The 18,939-nt window shown below is 52.7% G+C and carries 12 protein-coding genes; 10 read left to right on the forward strand and 2 right to left on the reverse strand.

Annotation, left to right across the window (positions count from 1 at the left end; translation table 11 throughout):
• Positions 1-11: 11 nt before the first annotated feature.
• A complete protein-coding gene (locus HNR45_RS02320; RefSeq protein ID WP_024048215.1) occupies positions 12-524 on the forward strand; it encodes a flavodoxin family protein in 513 nt (170 codons plus the stop codon).
• A gap of 152 nt (positions 525-676) precedes the next feature.
• Complete coding sequence (locus HNR45_RS02325) at positions 677-1,075, forward strand: DUF3310 domain-containing protein (RefSeq protein WP_024048214.1); 399 nt, start codon at positions 677-679, stop codon at positions 1,073-1,075.
• 150 nt (positions 1,076-1,225) lie between these two features.
• Here the strand turns inward: HNR45_RS02325 and HNR45_RS02330 are convergent, their stop codons facing one another.
• Positions 1,226-2,053, reverse strand: a complete 828-nt coding sequence (locus HNR45_RS02330) for a MetQ/NlpA family ABC transporter substrate-binding protein (protein WP_024048291.1) — start codon at positions 2,051-2,053, stop codon at positions 1,226-1,228.
• A gap of 329 nt (positions 2,054-2,382) precedes the next feature.
• Here HNR45_RS02330 and HNR45_RS02335 point away from each other — a divergent pair, with 329 nt between their 5' ends.
• From HNR45_RS02335 to HNR45_RS02360, 6 genes are all read left to right on the forward strand, one after another.
• Positions 2,383-3,372 carry a metal ABC transporter substrate-binding protein gene (locus HNR45_RS02335; protein ID WP_159823121.1) on the forward strand — a complete coding sequence of 330 codons (990 nt, stop codon included), beginning with the start codon at positions 2,383-2,385 and terminating at the stop codon, positions 3,370-3,372.
• Positions 3,373-3,736: 364 nt separating this feature from the next.
• Positions 3,737-7,711 carry a DNA-directed RNA polymerase subunit beta gene (gene rpoB, locus HNR45_RS02340; protein ID WP_159823120.1) on the forward strand — a complete coding sequence of 1,325 codons (3,975 nt, stop codon included), beginning with the start codon at positions 3,737-3,739 and terminating at the stop codon, positions 7,709-7,711.
• A gap of 17 nt (positions 7,712-7,728) precedes the next feature.
• Positions 7,729-11,820, forward strand: coding sequence for a DNA-directed RNA polymerase subunit beta' (rpoC, locus tag HNR45_RS02345; protein ID WP_159823119.1), 4,092 nt, complete (start codon positions 7,729-7,731; stop codon positions 11,818-11,820).
• 275 nt (positions 11,821-12,095) lie between these two features.
• Positions 12,096-12,326 (forward strand): hypothetical protein, encoded by a 231-nt coding sequence (locus HNR45_RS02350; RefSeq protein ID WP_159823118.1) that lies wholly within the window; start codon positions 12,096-12,098, stop codon positions 12,324-12,326.
• Positions 12,327-12,380: 54 nt separating this feature from the next.
• Positions 12,381-12,518 carry a hypothetical protein gene (locus tag HNR45_RS02355; protein ID WP_159823117.1) on the forward strand — a complete coding sequence of 46 codons (138 nt, stop codon included), beginning with the start codon at positions 12,381-12,383 and terminating at the stop codon, positions 12,516-12,518.
• Between the two features lie 52 nt (positions 12,519-12,570).
• The gene (locus HNR45_RS02360; RefSeq protein WP_159823116.1) at positions 12,571-13,338 is read left to right on the forward strand and encodes an SDR family NAD(P)-dependent oxidoreductase; all 768 of its coding nucleotides are present in this window, start codon (positions 12,571-12,573) and stop codon (positions 13,336-13,338) included.
• A gap of 42 nt (positions 13,339-13,380) precedes the next feature.
• Here the strand turns inward: HNR45_RS02360 and HNR45_RS02365 are convergent, their stop codons facing one another.
• Positions 13,381-14,976 (reverse strand): Ppx/GppA phosphatase family protein, encoded by a 1,596-nt coding sequence (locus HNR45_RS02365; protein WP_159823115.1) that lies wholly within the window; start codon positions 14,974-14,976, stop codon positions 13,381-13,383.
• A 175-nt stretch (positions 14,977-15,151) separates the two neighbouring features.
• Between HNR45_RS02365 and HNR45_RS02370 the strand changes: the two genes are divergently transcribed.
• Both HNR45_RS02370 and ppk1 read left to right on the forward strand, forming a co-directional pair.
• Positions 15,152-16,705, forward strand: coding sequence for a Ppx/GppA phosphatase family protein (locus tag HNR45_RS02370; RefSeq protein ID WP_159823114.1), 1,554 nt, complete (start codon positions 15,152-15,154; stop codon positions 16,703-16,705).
• Entirely contained in the window at positions 16,702-18,852 is a 2,151-nt protein-coding gene (gene ppk1 / locus HNR45_RS02375) for a polyphosphate kinase 1 (protein ID WP_159823113.1), read from the forward strand. The genes HNR45_RS02370 and ppk1 overlap by 4 nt, the downstream gene beginning before the upstream one ends.
• Positions 18,853-18,939 lie beyond the last annotated feature (87 nt).

Consider the following 18,939-nt stretch of genomic DNA (forward strand, 5'->3'; position numbering starts at 1 on the left):
GGAGAAAGAGCATGTCGAAATATCTGATTGTATATTCAAGCCGTACAGGCAACACTCGCCGCATGGCCGAAGCGTTTTATGAAGCGGCGCCGAAGGGCAGTCGTCTCGCGGAAATACGCGAAGGCGTCGATCCGGCGGAATTTGACGCGGTGTTCGTCGGCTTTTGGGTGGATAAAGGAATGCCCAATGCGCAGGCGCGGGATTATTTAGCATCGTTGCAAAATACGGAGGTCGTATTATTTGCCACGCTCGGCGCCGACCCGACATCCGAGCATGCGCAAACGTCGCTGCAAAAAGCGGCGGATCTGTTGGCGGATAACTGTCGCGTCTCGGGCGCGCTGGCGTTTCGCGGCGCGATCGATCCGAAACTGATTGAAGCGATGCGAAAACACGCCAAGCCGAATTCCTACCATACGCCGGAACAAATGCGCCGTTCCGTGGAAGAAAGCGCCGGTCATCCGAATGAAGCCGATTTCGCAAAAGCGCGCACGTACATGGAGAAATTTGCGGCGGCGCGCGGTTGAGCAGAGAAATATGAATCATAAAAAGCCGCTCTCATTACGATGAGAGCGGCTTTTGTATTTGTGTATATGTATTTGTGTATATACATATGTATAAAATAATATATTGATGTACAATAAAGAAAACTTTTTCTGACCACATATGAGGTGAAAATATGAAACAAAAACCGCATGATCCGGTGCAAAGTCCGGCCTACTACACAGACGGTCGTTATGAAACGGTCGAAGCCATTGAAGCGTGGGGACTGGATCACCATGCCGGTGACGCGCTGGCGTATATCAGCCGTGCCGGCAAAAAATCACCCGACACGTATCGTCTTGACCTGCAAAAAGCGCTTTGGTACATTGACCGTATTCTTGCCGAGCCTCGCTTGCGCAATATTGACCCGCAGGATTTTACCGAAGATAAACGGTTGACACCGATTTTGGCGACGGCAGTGGTTCACTTGCAGGCGGCGAGCGCGGCCGATCAGGCGGGTGAACGAGCGTGTGCCCGAGCGGAGTGGGAACTTGTGCGCCAGGCGTTGCAGTGTGCGCTGGCGGAGAAAGAATAGTCGTTACGCTTATGGCGTTTGCATGTGTCGAGAGATCGCATAAAAACATATGCGTATTGTTGAAACTTCCGGGATGCCGCGCGAATTTTGGCTCGTTGGGAAATATTCGGACAATAAAAAAGACCTGCCGCGGCAGGTCTTTTGGTGTGCTTAGAAAGCGGGGATGATGGCACCTTTAAATTTATCCGAGATAAATTTTTTGGTCGATTCGCTTTGCAGCGCTTTCATCAGTTTTTCGATTTCCGGACGTTTCTGATCGCCGTCACGAATGACAACGATGTTGGCGTACGGGGAATCTTTAGATTCGAGATAGAGCGCGTCGGAGGTCGGGTTCATGCCCGCGTCAATCGCGTAGTTCGTATTGATAACGGCAATGTCGACATCATTGATCGCGCGCGGCAATTGCGCGGCTTCCAGTTCCGAAAATACCAAACCTTTCGGATTGGCGATGATGTCTGCTACTGTCGCCGTGATGCCCGCGTTTTTCTGCAGGTCGATCAAGCCGGCCGCTTTCAGCAGAAGCAACGCGCGTCCGCCGTTAGTCGGGTCGTTCGGAATCGCTACTTTCGCGCCGTCCGGCAAACCACTCAAATCTTTCAACTTGCTCGAGTACACGCCCATCGGTTCAAGATGAACCGCACCTGCGGAAACTAATTTCAAATTGTGTTCCGAGTTGAAATTGTCCAAGTACGGCTGGTGCTGGTAGAAGTTCGCGTCGAGTTCTTTATCGTTCAGCGCGAGATTCGGCTGTACGTAATCGGTGAATTCAACGACTTCAAGTTTGATTCCCTCTTTCGCAAGCACGTCTTTGACATTGTTCAGAATTTCCGCATGCGGTACCGGGGTGGCGCCCACCTTAATCGTGACGGACGGTGCGGGAGCCGCCGCTTTTTCCGACTGTTTATCGCTGCCGCAACCGGCGATTACAAGCGCACATGCCATGACACCGACACCGGCTAAACTGTACCATTTTTTCATGTTATGACCTCCTTGAAATTTTTAAATTGTCATTAATATAGCAGATTGTCACAGCTTCGTCAAACAAATAGAATAATCAGGTAAAATGATTAGACAGGCAATTTTATATAAAAATAATAAAATGCACCGCAATAACATCAAATTCAGGCTGCACAGCGTGGTTCGTGAAGTGTAAATATAAAAATATCATGAACGCAAGATGAGCAAAAAGGCGACGCGCCTTGCCGTTACTGCCGGCGGAATATCTGAACGACTGTTCTGTGGTACAGTGCGAAATTGACGGCGTTTGCGAAATCGTTATAATCGGGAAATAGAAAGGATGTGGAAATGTGAAGAAATTAGTTTGGGTATTGAGTTTGTGCGCGGCTGTGCTGGCGCTTGTCGGTTGCGGTCAGACCCCGCAGGAAAATCAGGGAAAACTGCAGGTGGTAACGACCGTGTATCCCGTGTACGACGTGGTGAAAAAAGTGGCGGGGGATCGGGCCGATGTCACGCTTTTGGTACCGCCGGGAGCGGAGCCGCACGATTGGGAACCGACCGCGAGCGATTTGAAGAAAATCGGTCAGGCGAAAGTCTTTTTCTACAACGGCGCGGGTTTGGAACCGACCGATCAGATTTTGAAGAAGGAAATTACGCGTGACGCGACGGTCGTGGAGCTGAGTCAGGGCTTGGACCTGTTGAAACTGCAGGACGATGACGATCACGACCACGATCATGATCATGACGCCGACCATCATGACGAAGATCATCATGACGAAGATCATCATGCGGAAGGCCATCATCACCACCATCACGGCGGCGTGGATCCGCACGTGTGGTTGGATCCGCAAAACGTCATGAAAGAAGCGGCTGTCGTTGCCGACGCGTTGGCAAAAGCCGATCCGGCGCATGCTGACGCATATCGTGCCAATGCGAAAAAATACCAAGACGAATTGGCGGCGCTCGACAAGGATATGGATGCGGCGCTCTCGTCGCTCGCGAATAAAAATCTCGTCGTTTCGCACGAGGCGTTCGGCTACTTGGCCGCGCGCTACGGTTTAACGCAAATCGGCATCATGGGTGTCGACGCGGATGCGGAACCGACGCCGGATCGCATGGCGCAACTGGTCGAATTCATCCGTGAACATGACGTGCGCACGATTTACAGCGAAGAACTCGTCAATCCGCGTTTGGCGGACGCGATCGCCGCGGAAACCGGCGCCGTCGTACGCGTGTTGAATCCGATTGAGGGTTTGACTGCCGCGCAGGAAAAAGCGGGCTACGATTACATTAAGTTGCAGCGTGAAAATCTGACCACTTTGACCGCGGGCCAACAATAAAGAGCTTCCCTTCAGCCGTCACCTCGGTGACGGCTTTTTTCTTGCCGCTAAAGAATGGACGCACCATGTGCATGCAAAAAATGGAATTAACTTGCCAGGCTTTGAAAATTGCGGTACAATCACTTACGAAAGTTGAATATGGAGTATTACGTCTTTTGATTGACATTTTCTGTAATCAATGATAAAATTACTAATTGCAGTAGTGTCATTATGATCGTGGAGACTGATAGAGGAGAGACGCAGTACAAAAAATGCAAAAGCAAGGTTCAAAAAGGAACCTTGCTTTTATTGTCATTTTTCGAAAACGACACGTGAATAGCCGAGACGACACGATAACGCCAATATCAGAAAGGGTGACAAGTGCATGTTCAAACCGGTAAATATGGGCACGCGGAAACGGTACACCTATGCCAAGATCAATGAGGTCTTGCAAATGCCGCACTTGCTCGATTTACAGCGAAATTCCTACCTGTGGTTTCAGGAAGAAGGACTGCGGGAAATTTTTGAAGATATTTCTCCGATTGAAAGCAATGAACGGGGCAATAATCAAGACGGTAAATTAAAGCTTTATTTTGATGATTACAAATTCGGTGAGCCGAAATACGATATCGCTGAATGCAAGGAACGTGACGCGACATTCGCCGCGCCGTTGCGCGTGAAAGTTCGTCTGGAAAATGCCGAAACGGGCGAGCTCGCCGAAACGGAAGTATTTATGGGCGACTTCCCGGTAATGACCGATACCGGTACCTTTGTCATCAATGGCGCGGAACGCGTTATCGTCAGCCAGTTGGTGCGTTCGCCGGGCGTATATTACAGCGGCACGATTGATCAAATGGGTAAATCGCTGTTCAGCTCCACGGTGATTCCGAACCGCGGCGCCTGGATTGAACTCGAAAGCGATGCCAACGATATCGTGCACGTCCGCATCGACCGCAACCGCAAGTTGCCGGCAACGGTTCTCGTACGCGCGCTGGGCTTCGAAACGAACGATGAAATCATGGATCTTTTCGGTGACGATCCGCGCATCGCGGAAACATTGAAAAAAGATCCGACGCGTTCGCAGGAAGAAGCATTAATTGAAATATATAAGAAATTGCGTCCGGGTGAACCGCCGTCCATCGACAGCGCTACTTCGATGTTCAACAACCTGTTCTTCGATCCGCGCCGTTACGATTTGGCGCATATCGGACGTTATAAATTAGGTAAAAAATTAGGCTGGCAGGGACGTCTGTTCGGCCAGACATTGGCGCGCCCGTTGGTTCATCCGTACACGGGTAAAGTAGTTCTGCCCGAAGGCACCGTGATCGGTAACAAGGAACTGGAACAGATCGCGGCATCCGAAATGTTCGCCGATGCCGGATCCGACTGGGCGCGGCAGCTCGAAGGCAAGAAGCTGGCGGAAGCTCTCGTGGACACCAATACCGGTGAAGTGCTCTTGGAAGAAGGCACGAAAGTCGGCAAGAAAGAGCTGAAAGCCATTAAAGACAGCGGCATGTTCAAACGCATGCCCGCTAACGATATTGAGGCCATTATTGAAGGCGTACTGCCGGCGCGCCGTGTAGAAAAAACGTTCGCGCAGAAACGCATTCCGGGGCTGCAGGAAATCTATGTCCTGAAGGGCGAAGGCGACGGCCGACACGAAGTTAAAATCGTCTGCAATAACGCGAACCTCCCGGACACGTTGCGTACCGTCGAACCGGCGGATATGATCGCCAATATTTCCTATTTATTGAATTTAATGGAAGATATCGGTCGTGTGGACGATATCGACCACTTAGGCAACCGCCGCTTGCGTTGCGTCGGCGAACTGTTACAGAACCAGTTCCGCATCGGTTTGACCCGTATGGAACGTGTTGTTAAAGAACGCATGGCGACGCAGGATATCGATAATTTGACGCCGCAGATGCTGATCAATATTCGTCCGGTCACAGCGGCACTGAAAGAATTTTTCGGTTCGAGCCAATTGTCGCAGTTCATGGACCAGACGAATCCGCTGGCGGAACTGACGCATAAACGTCGTCTTTCCGCATTGGGACCGGGCGGTCTTTCGCGTGAACGCGCGGGCTTTGAAGTTCGCGACGTGCACCATTCGCACTATGGCCGTATGTGCCCGATCGAAACGCCGGAAGGTCCGAACATCGGTTTGATTTCGTCCTTGGCGAACTTTGCGAAAGTCAACAAATACGGTTTGATTGAAACGCCGTATCGCGTGGTTAAACACGACGGCGATGATGTCACCGTCACGAGCGAAGTGCGTTACGTCACCGCCGATGCCGAGGAAAACCTCGTCGTGGCGCAGGCGAACGAACCGCTCGATGAAAATAACCGCTTTGAACACGCGCATGTCGCGAGCCGTCTGCAATCCGAGGTTATTGAAGTCGCGCCGCAACGCGTGGATTTGATGGACGTTTCGCCGAAACAGGTGGTTTCGGTCGGTACAGCCTTGATCCCGTTTCTTGAAAACGACGACGCGAACCGTGCTTTGATGGGCGCGAACATGCAACGTCAGGCGGTACCGCTGTTGCGTACGCAGGCACCGCTCGTCGGCACGGGCATGGAATACACCGCCGCCCGCGACTCCGGCGTATGCGTACTCGCCAAACACGCGGGTACGGTAGAACGCGTCACCGGGAAAGAAATCATCGTCAAAACCGATGACGGCAAATTGGATCGTTACGATCTGATCAAATTCATGCGCTCCAACCAGAGCACCTGCATCAACCAGATTCCGCTCGTCTATAAGGGCGATCGCGTGGAAGCGGGCGACGCGCTGGCGGACGGTATGGCGACCGACGGCGGCGAACTCGCGCTCGGTTACAACGTGCTCGTTGCGTTTATGCCGTGGGAAGGCTACAACTACGAAGACGCGATTCTTCTCTCGGAAGAATTGTGCAAGGAAGATATTTACACGTCGATCCACATTGAAGAATACGAATGTGATGCGCGCGACACGAAGCTCGGCGCGGAAGAAATTACCCGTCAGCTCCCGAATGTCAGCGAAGATTCGTTGAAATATTTGGATGAAGAAGGCATCATCTCGATCGGCGCGGAAGTTCGTCCGGGCGATGTTCTGGTCGGTAAAGTCACGCCGAAAGGCGAAACCGAACAGACGCCGGAAGAACGTTTGCTGCGCGCCATTTTCGGTGACAAAGAACGAGAAGTTCGCGACACCAGCTTGCGCGTGCCGCACGGCGAATCCGGCAAGATCGTCGATGTTCGCGTATTCACCCGTGAAAACGGTGACGAACTGCAACCGGGCGTTAATAAACTCGTTCGCGTCTACATCGCGCAGAAACGTAAGATTCACGAAGGCGATAAGATGGCGGGCCGCCATGGTAACAAGGGCGTTGTCTCCCGCGTCATGCGCCAGGAAGATATGCCGTTCATGCCGGACGGAACGCCGGTTCAAATCGTACTGAATCCGCTCGGCGTACCGAGCCGTATGAACATCGGTCAGGTTTTGGAAACCCATTTGGGTCGCGCGGTTCAGGCGTTGGGTATGGAAATTCGCAACAACGATCCGGATCTGCCGCGTCGCTTGAAAGAATACGGTTACGATGTCGATAAATACGGCATGCCCGAACCGGATGTCGCCGGTATTCATATCGCGACGCCGGTCTTTGACGGCGCGTCCGAAGTCGACGTATTTAACACGCTAAAACTCGCCAACTTGCCGGAAGACGGCAAGACGGAACTGTTCGACGGCCGTACCGGTGAAAAGATGGACAACCGCGTCACCGTCGGTTACAAATACATGTTGAAGTTGCACCACTTGGTCGACGATAAGATTCACGCTCGTTCGACCGGTCCGTACTCGCTCGTCACCCAACAGCCGTTGGGCGGTAAAGCGCAGTTCGGCGGCCAGCGTTTCGGTGAAATGGAAGTGTGGGCACTGGAAGCGTACGGCGCGGCGTACACCTTGCAGGAAATCCTGACGGTGAAATCCGACGATGTAATCGGCCGTGTGAAAGCGTACGAAAAAATCGTCAAAGGGGAAAATATCCCCGAACCGGGTGTTCCGGAATCGTTCAAAGTACTCTTGAAAGAGCTCCAGTCGATCGGCTTGGACGTTCGTATTTTGAATGAAAACGGCGAAGAAGTCGTCATCCGTGAACTCGAAGAAGAGGACTTGCCGCAGGCGGAAGAAAATGAACTGCGCGAAGTCATGGAATCCGATGCCAGCGGGCAAAGCCGAACTTCCGCGGAGGCGGAAGATGCGGATAACGCACCGGAAGAAAATGAAATGAGCGTGGAAGACACGGCGCAGCAGGCTGATACCGCAAATATCGCCGCCGCGGAACCGTTCTTCACCGATACTGATAGTAACGACGCTGAATAGTGAAGGGAGCGGTAGATTTGTTAGATGTGAACGAATTTGATTCGATGCAAATCGGACTGGCTTCGCCCGAAAAGATTCGTGCCTGGTCGCATGGTGAGGTCACCAAACCGGAAACGATTAACTATCGGACGCTGAAGCCGGAAAAAGACGGTCTCTTTTGTGAACGGATTTTCGGTCCGACCAAGGACTGGGAATGCCATTGCGGAAAGTATAAACGGATCCGTAATAAAGGCGTCGTCTGTGATAAATGCGGGGTCGAAGTCACCCGCGCCAAAGTGCGTCGCGAACGCATGGGGCATATCGAATTGGCCACCCCGGTGTCGCACATTTGGTACTTCAAAGGAATTCCGAGCCGGATGGGACTCATCCTTGACGTCTCGCCGCGTTCGTTGGAACGTGTCCTGTACTTCGTGTCCTACATCGTGTTGGATCCGAAAGACACCGGACTTAAGAAAAAAGAACTGCTGAACGAAGCGGAATATCGGGAAGCGGTCGAAACCTACGGTTACAACTCGTTTGTCGCCAAGATGGGCGCGGAAGCGATCCAAACGTTGCTGGCGGAAATCGACCTGGAAGAACTGCGCAAAGAACTGCGCGCGGAAATGCAGGAAGCGAGCGGCCAGCGTCGTTTGCGCGCGATCCGCCGTTTGGAAGTCGTCGAAGCATTCCGTAAATCCGGCAACCGTCCGGAATGGATGATTATGAACTGCGTGCCGGTTATTCCGCCGGAACTGCGCCCGATGGTGCAGCTCGACGGCGGTCGGTTCGCGACCAGCGATTTGAACGATCTCTATCGCCGCGTCATCAACCGTAACAACCGTTTGAAACGTTTATTGGAACTGCATGCGCCGGAAATTATCGTGCGCAACGAAAAACGCATGCTGCAGGAAGCTGTCGACGCGCTCATTGATAACGGCCGTCGCGGCCGCGCGGTCACCGGACCGGGCAACCGCGCGCTGAAATCACTTTCCGATCTCCTGAAAGGTAAACAGGGCCGTTTCCGTCAGAACTTGTTGGGTAAGCGTGTTGACTACTCCGGCCGTTCCGTTATCGTTGTCGGACCGGAACTCAAAATGCACCAATGCGGTCTGCCGAAGGAAATGGCGCTCGAACTCTTCAAACCGTTTGTCATGAAAGAACTCGTGGCTCGCGGTTTGGCGAACAACATCAAAAATGCGAAGAAAAAAGTCGAAAAAATTGCGCCGGAAGTATGGGATGTCCTTGAAGATGTCATCCACAAACATCCGGTTCTGTTGAACCGCGCGCCGACCTTGCACCGCTTGGGTATCCAGGCGTTCGAACCGATCCTTTGGGAAGGTCGCGCCATCAAATTGCACCCGCTCGTTTGTGCGGCGTACAACGCCGACTTCGACGGCGACCAGATGGCCTGCCACTTACCGTTGTCGGTCGAAGCGCAAGCCGAAGCGCGTACGTTGATGCTTTCCGTCAACAATATTTTGTCGACGAAAGACGGAAAACCGGTTGCGGTACCGTCGCAGGACATGGTCCTCGGCGCGTACTACCTGACCATTGATCGCTCGGAAGATTACAAAGATGAGCAAGGCGCGTTGCGCATGCTCGTGCCGGCGGCGGAATACAGCTTGATGGACGAAGAGGCGCGGAAAAACGCGATCTCGATCCCCACATTTGCCGACTACGATGAAGTCGTCATGGCGTATGACCAACATTTCATCGACTTGCAGCATTATATCTTCGTACGGATTCCGGAACACGGTCGTGTCTTGACTACGGCCGGCCGCCTGATTTTCAACATGGCGCTACCGGAAGAATTGCGTTACTATCGCGAAAATGAAGACGGACAGACGATGCTCGGTGTACTCATGGACAAGAAAGAGCTCGCCCGTCTGATTAATAATTGCTTCCGTCATTTCGGCATGACGCAAACCGCGGATCTTCTTGACCGCGTGAAGACGCTCGGCTTCTACTATGCAAGAAAAGCCGGCATGACGATTGCCATCGCCGACATCAAAGTGCCGGCGACGAAAGAAACCATTCTCGCCAAAGCCGATCAGCAGGTCGAAAAAGTGAACAGCCTCTTCAAGCGCGGTTTGATTACTGACGATGAACGCTATCGCAAAACGATCGACATTTGGAATGAAGCGACCGGCGATGTTACGCGCGAAATGATGCAGGGCTTTGATAAATTCAACCCCTTGACCATGATGGCGCAATCCGGTGCTCGCGGTAACGAACAGCAGATCCGTCAGCTCGCCGGCATGCGCGGCTTGATGGCCGACCCGTCCGGTCGGATCATCGACTTGCCGATCAAGGCGAACTTCCGTGAAGGTTTGACCGTTTTGGACTACTTCACATCGTCGCACGGCGCGCGTAAAGGTTTGGCCGATACGGCTCTTCGTACGGCGGACTCCGGTTACCTGACCCGTCGTCTCGTCGACGTCGCGCAGGATGTTATCGTGCGGGAAGAAGATTGCGACATTGTTTCCGTCGATCTCATTCGCGAACGCGGTCGACTCGCGGCTACGGCCAAAGAAGCGATCGCCGCGATGCAGGATAAATTGCTCGGACGTGTTCTCGAAACGGCGGTCACCGATCCGGAAACGGGTGACGTGATCGTTGCGGAAGGTACGAAACTTACCGCCAAAGACTTGCAGGCGATCGGCGAACATCTGATTCCGGAGATTGTCTTGCGCGGTTCGTACGCGAACACCGAAGAACACGAACACGTATCCAGTGAAAATACCGTTGTCACCTTGGGTCAGCCCGAAGACAACCTGCGCAAAAAATTGCGTAAGCACATGGTGGATCGCATGCTCGGCAAAGAACTTGTCGAAGATGTGGAAACCATTGCCGGTGAAGTTCTTTACCAAAAAGGAGAGAAACTCACCGAAAGCATGATTGAAAAAATCCTCGCCAGCGATGCCCGTCGTGTTGTCGTTCATTTGGACGAAATCAACGGCATCGAGGTCGAAGCGATCGTCGAAGGCGACGGCGTCATTGAACCGTTGCGCGACCGTCTCACCGGCCGCATCACCGCGGAAGATCTTTACAATAAAGATACCGATGAGCTTATCATCGCGAAAAACGAACTCATTGACGAGGAAACCGCCGCTGAAATTGAAAAACATTATGACACCGTCAAGATTCGTTCGGTCCTCACTTGCCAGTGCCGTCACGGCGTCTGCCGCAAGTGCTACGGACGCAACCTCGGTACCGGCCGCATGGTCGAAGTCGGTGAAGCCGTCGGCATCATCGCGGCGCAGTCCATCGGTGAACCGGGCACGCAGTTGACGATGCGTACGTTCCACACCGGCGGCGTCGCGTCGAACGAAGATATCACGCAAGGTTTGCCGCGTGTTGAAGAACTTTTCGAAGCGCGCAAACCGAAACGCTACGCGATTATCGCGGAAATCGGCGGCACCGTACAGATCGAAACGCTCGAAGAAAACAAACAAATTCAAAAAATCCACATTACCGACGGCGGCGAAGAATGGTCCAAAACCATTCCGTACGGCCTGAAAATCGTGGTCGAAGACGGCGACACCATTACCAAAGGTGACCGCCTGACCGAAGGCTCGATCAACCCGCACGACATTCTGCATGTACTCGGTGTCCAGGCAACCCAGCGTTACCTCGTCTACGAAGTACAAAAAGTATACAAATCGCAAGGTGTTGAAATTAACGACAAGCACATCGAAGTCATCGTGCGTCAGATGCTCCATAAAATCAAATTGGAAGACGTCGGTGACACCGATATGCTGCCGGGCGATACCGTCGAAGCCAACCTGCTGGAACTTGAGAACAAACGCTTACGTTCCGAAGGCAAGAAGGAAGCCAGCGGCAAACACATCCTCTTGGGTATTACCAAAGCCGCGCTTGCGACCGATTCGTTCCTTTCCGCCGCATCCTTCCAGGAAACCACACGCGTTCTCACGGAAGCTGCGATCAAAGGTAAAATCGATCCGTTGCTCGGTCTGAAAGAAAACGTCATCATCGGCAAACTGATTCCGGCCGGTACGGGCATGTCCCGCTATCGCAACATCAGTCTTGCGGAAGACAAACCGCAAATCGCTGAGGAAAGCGCCGAAGAAAGCGCTGACCAAGCGGCAGAAGCGGCAGCTGAAGCATAAAGTAAAGTGAAACAAAAAGAGACGACATTGTCGTCTCTTTTTTTACGGCTCAAATTCGTAATCATTGGAAAAATCGTATAGGGAATCAACAATGGTCGACGGTTGGCAGGAGCGCGGAATGTGAATGGCATCATGCTTGCGACGTGAGAATCTTGAAAACGCATTAACAAACGGTATAATTTAATGTATAAAGAGCGCGCGAGTGGCCGGATCAAAACGGGCGGCGCAGACGCATACGACTTGGCAATGAAATATAGAGATGAGGAGGTGCCGGAGTGATAAGCTATGAAGAGTACAGAGCAATAGTTGTGCGCAATTTCAAGGAATCAAGAAGATCTTTGAGCGATGAAGAGGTAGAAGCTTACTTCGAGCGCGAGGGGAACGAGATCACGAGAGCACGCTATGAAGATGACGTTGAGAGCCTGAAAGAGGGGGAAATAACAGAGCGCATACTGGAAAAGGGTTGCCCCGAATCAGTGGCGTATTGTTTATCCCTGATGTATTAAAGACCGCTAAAGCGAAACGCTGAGGCGGTTTTTTATTGCGCGAAAGGAGACTCCATGCAAAGAATCGTAAAGACGGTAACCGTCGAGCGCGGGAAACTGTACGCAACGGTCGGTGAAATGCCTACCGCGCTGACTACGTTTGACCATGACGTGAAGACGGAGCCCGACCGGCAACGGATTGAATCCGTATAGATAAGAGAAATATGGTAGTATAAATACAGAACACAGTATTCGGAGGTGCGAGATGAAAAATTATTTTGACTTAAGCGGTAAAATTGCGCTCGTTACGGGCGGTTCATCCGGCCTTGGCATTCAGCTGGCCAAGGCTCTGGCTCGCCAAGGGGCGACGGTGGTGGTCGCCGCGCGGCGGGAAGAAAAACTGCAGGAGACGGTGCGGGCGCTGAAAGAACTCGGCGCGGAAGCGTCCTATGTGGTGATGGACGTCATGTCGCCGAAAAGCATCGAGCAGGCGGTGGCAGAGGTTGTCGCGCAATATCAGCGCATCGATATTTTGGTGAATAACGCGGGCGTCGGAGCGAGTGTGCCGGCGGCGGAGCAGTCGACGGAGGATTGGCGCAAAGTGCTCGGCACGAATCTGGACGGCGTATACTATGTGGCGCGCGCGGTGGGCAAACAGATGTTGAAGCAGGAATACGGCAAAATCATCAACCTCGGCTCAATCCATTCGGAAGTAGCGATGAAACCCGCTTATCTTTCCGCGTACAGCGCGGCCAAAGGCGGCGTGAAAATGCTGACCAAAGCGTTGGCGGTGGAATGGGCGAAACACGGCATCACGGTCAATGCGATCGGACCGGGTTATTTTGACACGCATATGACGGAAAAAGCATTTCAAACGCAAACGTTTCAAGATATTCTCGCGACGTATTCGCCGATGGGACGCGGCGGTCGACCGGGTGAACTGGACGGCGCGGTGATTTATTTCGCCTCCGATGCTTCGAGCTTCACTACCGGTCAGCTGCTTTGCATTGACGGCGGTTGGACGGCGATCTAAATAAAAAAGAGACCTTGCGGTCTCTTTTTTTATTGCTTTGATTTACGCCAGCGTATCGTATGTTTCCGGCGCTTTGTCGGCGTTATCCCATTCCACGCTGAGGGTAAAGGGATACTCCTCATTGCATTCTTTAATATGGGGCTCGATATTCGCGTTTATCAGCGGAATATCGGTGGCGGAACGGGCGGTAAGATGCAGCACCGCATGCGTTTCGTCCGGCTGTGAGACGGCAAGCGATGTGACGCTTTCATCGTAGGTCGCGTCAAACGCTTTGACGATCGCGAGCAAGGTGGAAAGCTGCTTGACGACAGTCAGATCCTCCGCGGTCAAGAGTTTCGCGAACTGGGCGAAGCGGCGTAATTTATTGGAAATGCCGTCCTGAAACGCAGCGATGAGCGCGCAGGTCGCCTGCTCGCGATGCGTGAGGCCGTACAACGGCGAGTTCGCAATGATGTAAGCGCTGTGTTGCGCGTGGCTGTAGTAGTTGATCATCATGCCGACATCGTGCAAACGGCAAGTCGTTTCCAGCCATTCCCGATAGCGGGCGGGAAAACCGTGCAAGGGCTGCAGACCGTCATACAGTTTCAACGCCATCTTCGTGATGTATTGCATTGGCTCTTCATTCCCGAGCGGCAGCGTATTGCGGAAATTTTCCACGCTTTGCCGCAGCAGGCTTTCGGGGAAGTGCTGTCCCTGGCGGCGCGTCATGGCGTAGTAATTATAGAACAATCCTTCGCGCAAGCCGTTGCCGCTGATAATGAGTTGTTCCGAGCCCGTAAACTGCAGCAAGGTTTGAATCAAAAATGCGCCGGCGGTGATGATGTCCGCGCGATCGCGACCGAGTCCCGAGATCTGCGCTCGTTCTTTGAAGTTGCGGCTTGCGAGCATTTCTGTCATGTCGTAAATGGCGTCCGGCGCCATCGTGTAGTGATGAAGTTTGGGAATGGGATACGAGACCAGACGTTGATGGATTTTCGCCAAATTACGCACCGTGCCGCCAATGCCGATCAGAGGCAGCTTCGTATTTTCGATACCGGGCAGGCTGCGCAATATTTTCTTAATATAGCTGCCCATCGCTTTGAGTGCTTTGGAACTGACTTCGTCCTGCGTGCCGAATTTTTCCGTCAGCGTGAGCGAACCGAGCGGCAGGCTCATCGTTTCCTTTAACAGTCGGTTGCGCACTAATGATACTTCGGTGCTGGCGCCGCCCAGGTCAAAGAGCACGAAGTCTTCGTACGGCAATGTGTTGATGACGCCTAAATAGCCGAGCCGCGCTTCTTCGCGACCGTTGATGATCGTGAGCGGAATATCGGTTTTGGATTCGATTTCATCGCGAAATAAAATGCCGTTGTCCGCGCTGCGCATGGCCGCGGTGGCGACGGCCAACATCTTCTCGACGCCGAGCAGCTCGGCGGTATGCGAAAAATTTTGCATCGCGGCAAGCGTTCTTGCCATAGCCTCTTCGGTGAGACGGCCCGTTGCCTGCATTCCTTCACTCAAGCGGACCAGCTGCTTATCCTGATAGACAAGTCGGTACGCGTCGTTCGGTTCGATCGACATCACGACCATGCGGGCGGAGTTCGAACCCAGGTCGATTAAGCCGACCTGCTCGGTATGATAGTCTTCATCCCATAACAAAATGCTCAGTCCTTTCCTGTTCTCTTGATTTTATTGTAACGAATTTTAACGACGCATGCAAAAAAAACAAGGCCGTTTTACTATGTAAAAACTTTGTTAAGGCAAGGCGTCGTGCCCGCTTTCCCCCACAAAATAAGCTATAATGAAAGTATCATAGAAAAGAGAGGAACAGGGCATGATCGGCAAACAAAAACGAATGTACGGCGTCATTCATATCGGCTCGGTAGGGCTGTCACTTTTGATCGTCGATTACGGCGGTCCGGACGATGTCACGATCGTACAGGAAGCGAGACGCGCGGCGGGTTTCGGCGAAGAAGTTTTCACGCAAGGAGAGCTGTCCTTTACGTCGATCCGGCAAATGGTGAGGATCATCAACGGCTTTCGCCGGATTATGGCGGATTATGAAGTCGAAGAAGTCATGGTATATGCGACGGCGGTTTTGCGGGAAGCGAAAAACAGCCGCATGATTTTGGATTTGATTCGCGTGCATACGGGGCTTTCTGTGGAAATTCTCGATATGCCGCAGGAGATTTTTTATAAGCATTACGCATTGCACTATGAATTAACGCATAATGCCGATGTCGCCGCGGGGACGACACTGTATGTCGATATTACCTCCAGCGCGGTGGGACTCACGATTTGGCAAAAAGATACCTTGAAATATCAGCAAAACCTTCATATCGGCACGTTGCGCGTGCTGGAATCGTTCCGCCGCGCCCAGCGTGACAGCTATGATTTTCCAAAAGTTCTGGACGAATTTCTCGGGCGCATTCTGGAACCGATTTGGCCGATGTTGGAGCAATACGAGATTGATAATGTCGTTCTGTCCGGTCGGGAATCGCGATTGGTCGCTCGGATGATGGGTTTCACTACGCAGCAAGCGATGCGCATCGTTTCACCGGAGCGCTTTTTCCGCGTGTTTCAGAGTTCGCAGTCGCAAACGTCGACGAGTCTCGAACACGCGTACGGTTTCACCGCCGATGAAACGGAAAAATTATTGCCGACGCTGCACCTTTACGCGCAGATTTTTACGCATGTGCAGCCGCAACGTCTGCTGATGATGTCGACGACCTTTCTCTACGGCGCGATGCTTTACTACGGCGCGCGCACGACCGACGAACCGGCTCTTGCTTTTTTGCGCGAGCAGCATCTCGAGCTTGCCAAGACGATGGCGGCGCGCTACGGCGGCAACATCATGCATGGGGAAACGGTCGCGGAGTATGTCGTCATTTTGATGAAAGCGCTGCGCTCGGTACACGGTTTGGGCGAACGGGACACGTATCTTTTGCGGATGGCGGTATTTCTGCATCAGATCGGGCGTTTCGTCAACTTACGCCAAAACGGCGTGCACACGTACCACATCATCATGGGAACCGATTTATTCGGACTGACCGATCTGGAGAAAGAGATGGTCGCGGTCGTTGCGTACTACAATTACAAAGGCCGTCCGAGTGATGAAGATAAACCGTTCCGGCAATTGCCCGAATGGGTCAAGATGGTGATTTTGAAACTCGTCGCCGTATTGCGATTGGCCAAGGCCATGGACAAAGGCGAACAGCATAAGCTTTACAACGTCGAAGCCTTTTTGCGTCGCGGCAGTTTGGTGATTTATTACGACGCGAAAGCCAATACGAACACCCTTTTGGAAGAATGGACATTTGCCGAAGAAACCAAATTATTTACGGATGTTTTCGGGCTGGATGCGAAATTGGAAAGGAGACCCCAATGATTGACTCTGCACGAACACAAGAGATGCCCGAGTTGGACCACCGTTACTTTTTGAATCGGGAATTGAGCTGGTTGAGTTTCAACGAACGCGTTTTGGAAGAAGCGGTAGATCCGAACAATCCGCTGCTCGAAAAATTGAAATTTATCGCGATTACGGGTTCCAATTTGGATGAGTTTTTCATGATCCGCGTGGCGGGGCTCATGCACCAGCGGGCCGGCGGCATCGAGCGGCGCGACAACGCCAATATGACGCCCGCGGAACAGCTGACGGCGATTTCGCACAAGTGCAAGCAGCATGTGGCGCGGCAGTATCGGTACTTGCATGATGTGTTGGCGGGTCTCTATGAAGAGGGATTGCGTTTGTACACGCCGGAGGAGCTGACTCCCGACCAGGTGTATTGGCTCGATGAATATTTTGACCGCACGATTTATCCGGTGGTCACGCCGCTGGCCGTCGACGCGAGTCACCCGTTTCCGTTTTTGATGAGCCGCACGTTGAATTTGGCGGTTCTGCTGCATCCGAACGGCCATCCGAACGATGTCCGTACCGCGATTTTGCCGGTGCCGAGCGTCTTGCCTCGACTGATTGAAATCCCGGGCGAATACCAAACGGCGAGCGGACGGGAATTCGTCTGGCTGGAGGACGTACTGCGCAAACGCGCGGGCGCGTTTTTCCAGGGACATACCATTATGGATACCCGCGTCTTTCGCATCACGCGCGATGCCGACCTCGATATCGACGAAGAAGGCGCCGAAGACCTGCTCGATGAAGTGGAAAAATCGTTAAAACGCCGCCGTCGCGGCGCCGCCGTGCGAATGGAATTTGAAGCGGGTAAAGCAACGCCGTTGCGCGAATTTTTGCGCGATGAATTGTCGCTCACGGAAGAAGATATCTATGATATCGACGGTAAACTCGATGTCACGCAGTTCTTTTCGCTGGCGGGAATCGCCGGGTTTGATCACCTGCGCTACGTGCCGGTGCGTCCGCGCCGTTCGTATTCGGTGCTCACCACCAAAGGCGAAGATCTGTTTGCCAAAATTCGCAATCATGATCTTTTCATTCATGTGCCGTACGAGTCTTTCGCGACCGTGGAACAGTTTATCAGCGACGCGGCGAAAGATCCGCACGTGCTCGCGATTAAGCAGACGCTGTATCGCGTCAGTTCGGATTCCAAAATCGTGCATGCGCTCGCGACGGCCGCCGAAAACGGCAAGCAGGTGACAGTGCTGATGGAAGTCAAAGCGCGCTTTGATGAAGAAAATAATATTTTGATGGGGCGGCGTCTGGAACAGGCCGGCGCGCATGTTATTTACGGTTTGAAGGGCGTGAAAACGCACTCGAAATGCACGCTCGTCATTCGTCGCGAACCGGACGGGATTCGTCGTTACGTGCATGTCGGCACGGGCAACTATAACGGCAAAACCGCGAAACTGTATACCGACTGCGGTATTTTTACAGCGAGCGATCTCTTCGGTATCGACGCCAGTAATTTTTTCAACCTCTTGTCTGGGTATTCCGATCCGCCGCAATGGCACAAATTCATCGTGGCGCCGATGGATTTACGCCGCCGCTCCCTCGAGCTCATCGAACGCGAGATTAACTTTGCCAAAAAAGGGGAACCGGCGCGGATGATCGTGAAGATGAATTCGCTTTTGGATCGCGAAATCATTTTGAAATTGTACGAAGCTTCCCAGGCCGGGGTGCAGATCGATTGCATCGTACGCGGGATTTGCGTATTGAAACCGGGCATTAAAGGCGTCAGTGAAAACATTCGCGTACGAAGCTTGATCGGACGCTTCCTGGAACACAGTCGCGTCTTTTGGTTTGCCAACGGCGGCCGTCCGGAAGTATACATCAGCTCCGCCGACTGGATGCCGCGCAACCTGAATGACCGTGTGGAATTGATGGTGCCGATCGAATCGGAAACGCATCGGCAGCGCCTGCGTGAACTGTTGCAAATGCAGTTGGACGATAACCAGAAAGCGCATGTGATGCAGCCGGACGGCAGCTACGTCAAAACGATCGCCGCGGAGAATCCGCTGGCGGCGCAACAGAAATTCCAGCAAATCGCCGAAGAGCGGGATGTTCCGGAAAATCTCACGTTACGGCAGCGCCTGGAGCCTTTTTACGCAGACGAACTCCAATAAACACAAAAACCGCGAAAACGGCATGCCGAAGTATGTCGAAATGTGGTAAAGTGGTGAAAAAGACTGTAAAAAATGTCTTTACAAATG

This window comes from Negativicoccus succinicivorans, assembly GCF_014207605.1.
Classification (GTDB): Bacteria; Bacillota; Negativicutes; order Veillonellales; family Negativicoccaceae; genus Negativicoccus; species Negativicoccus succinicivorans.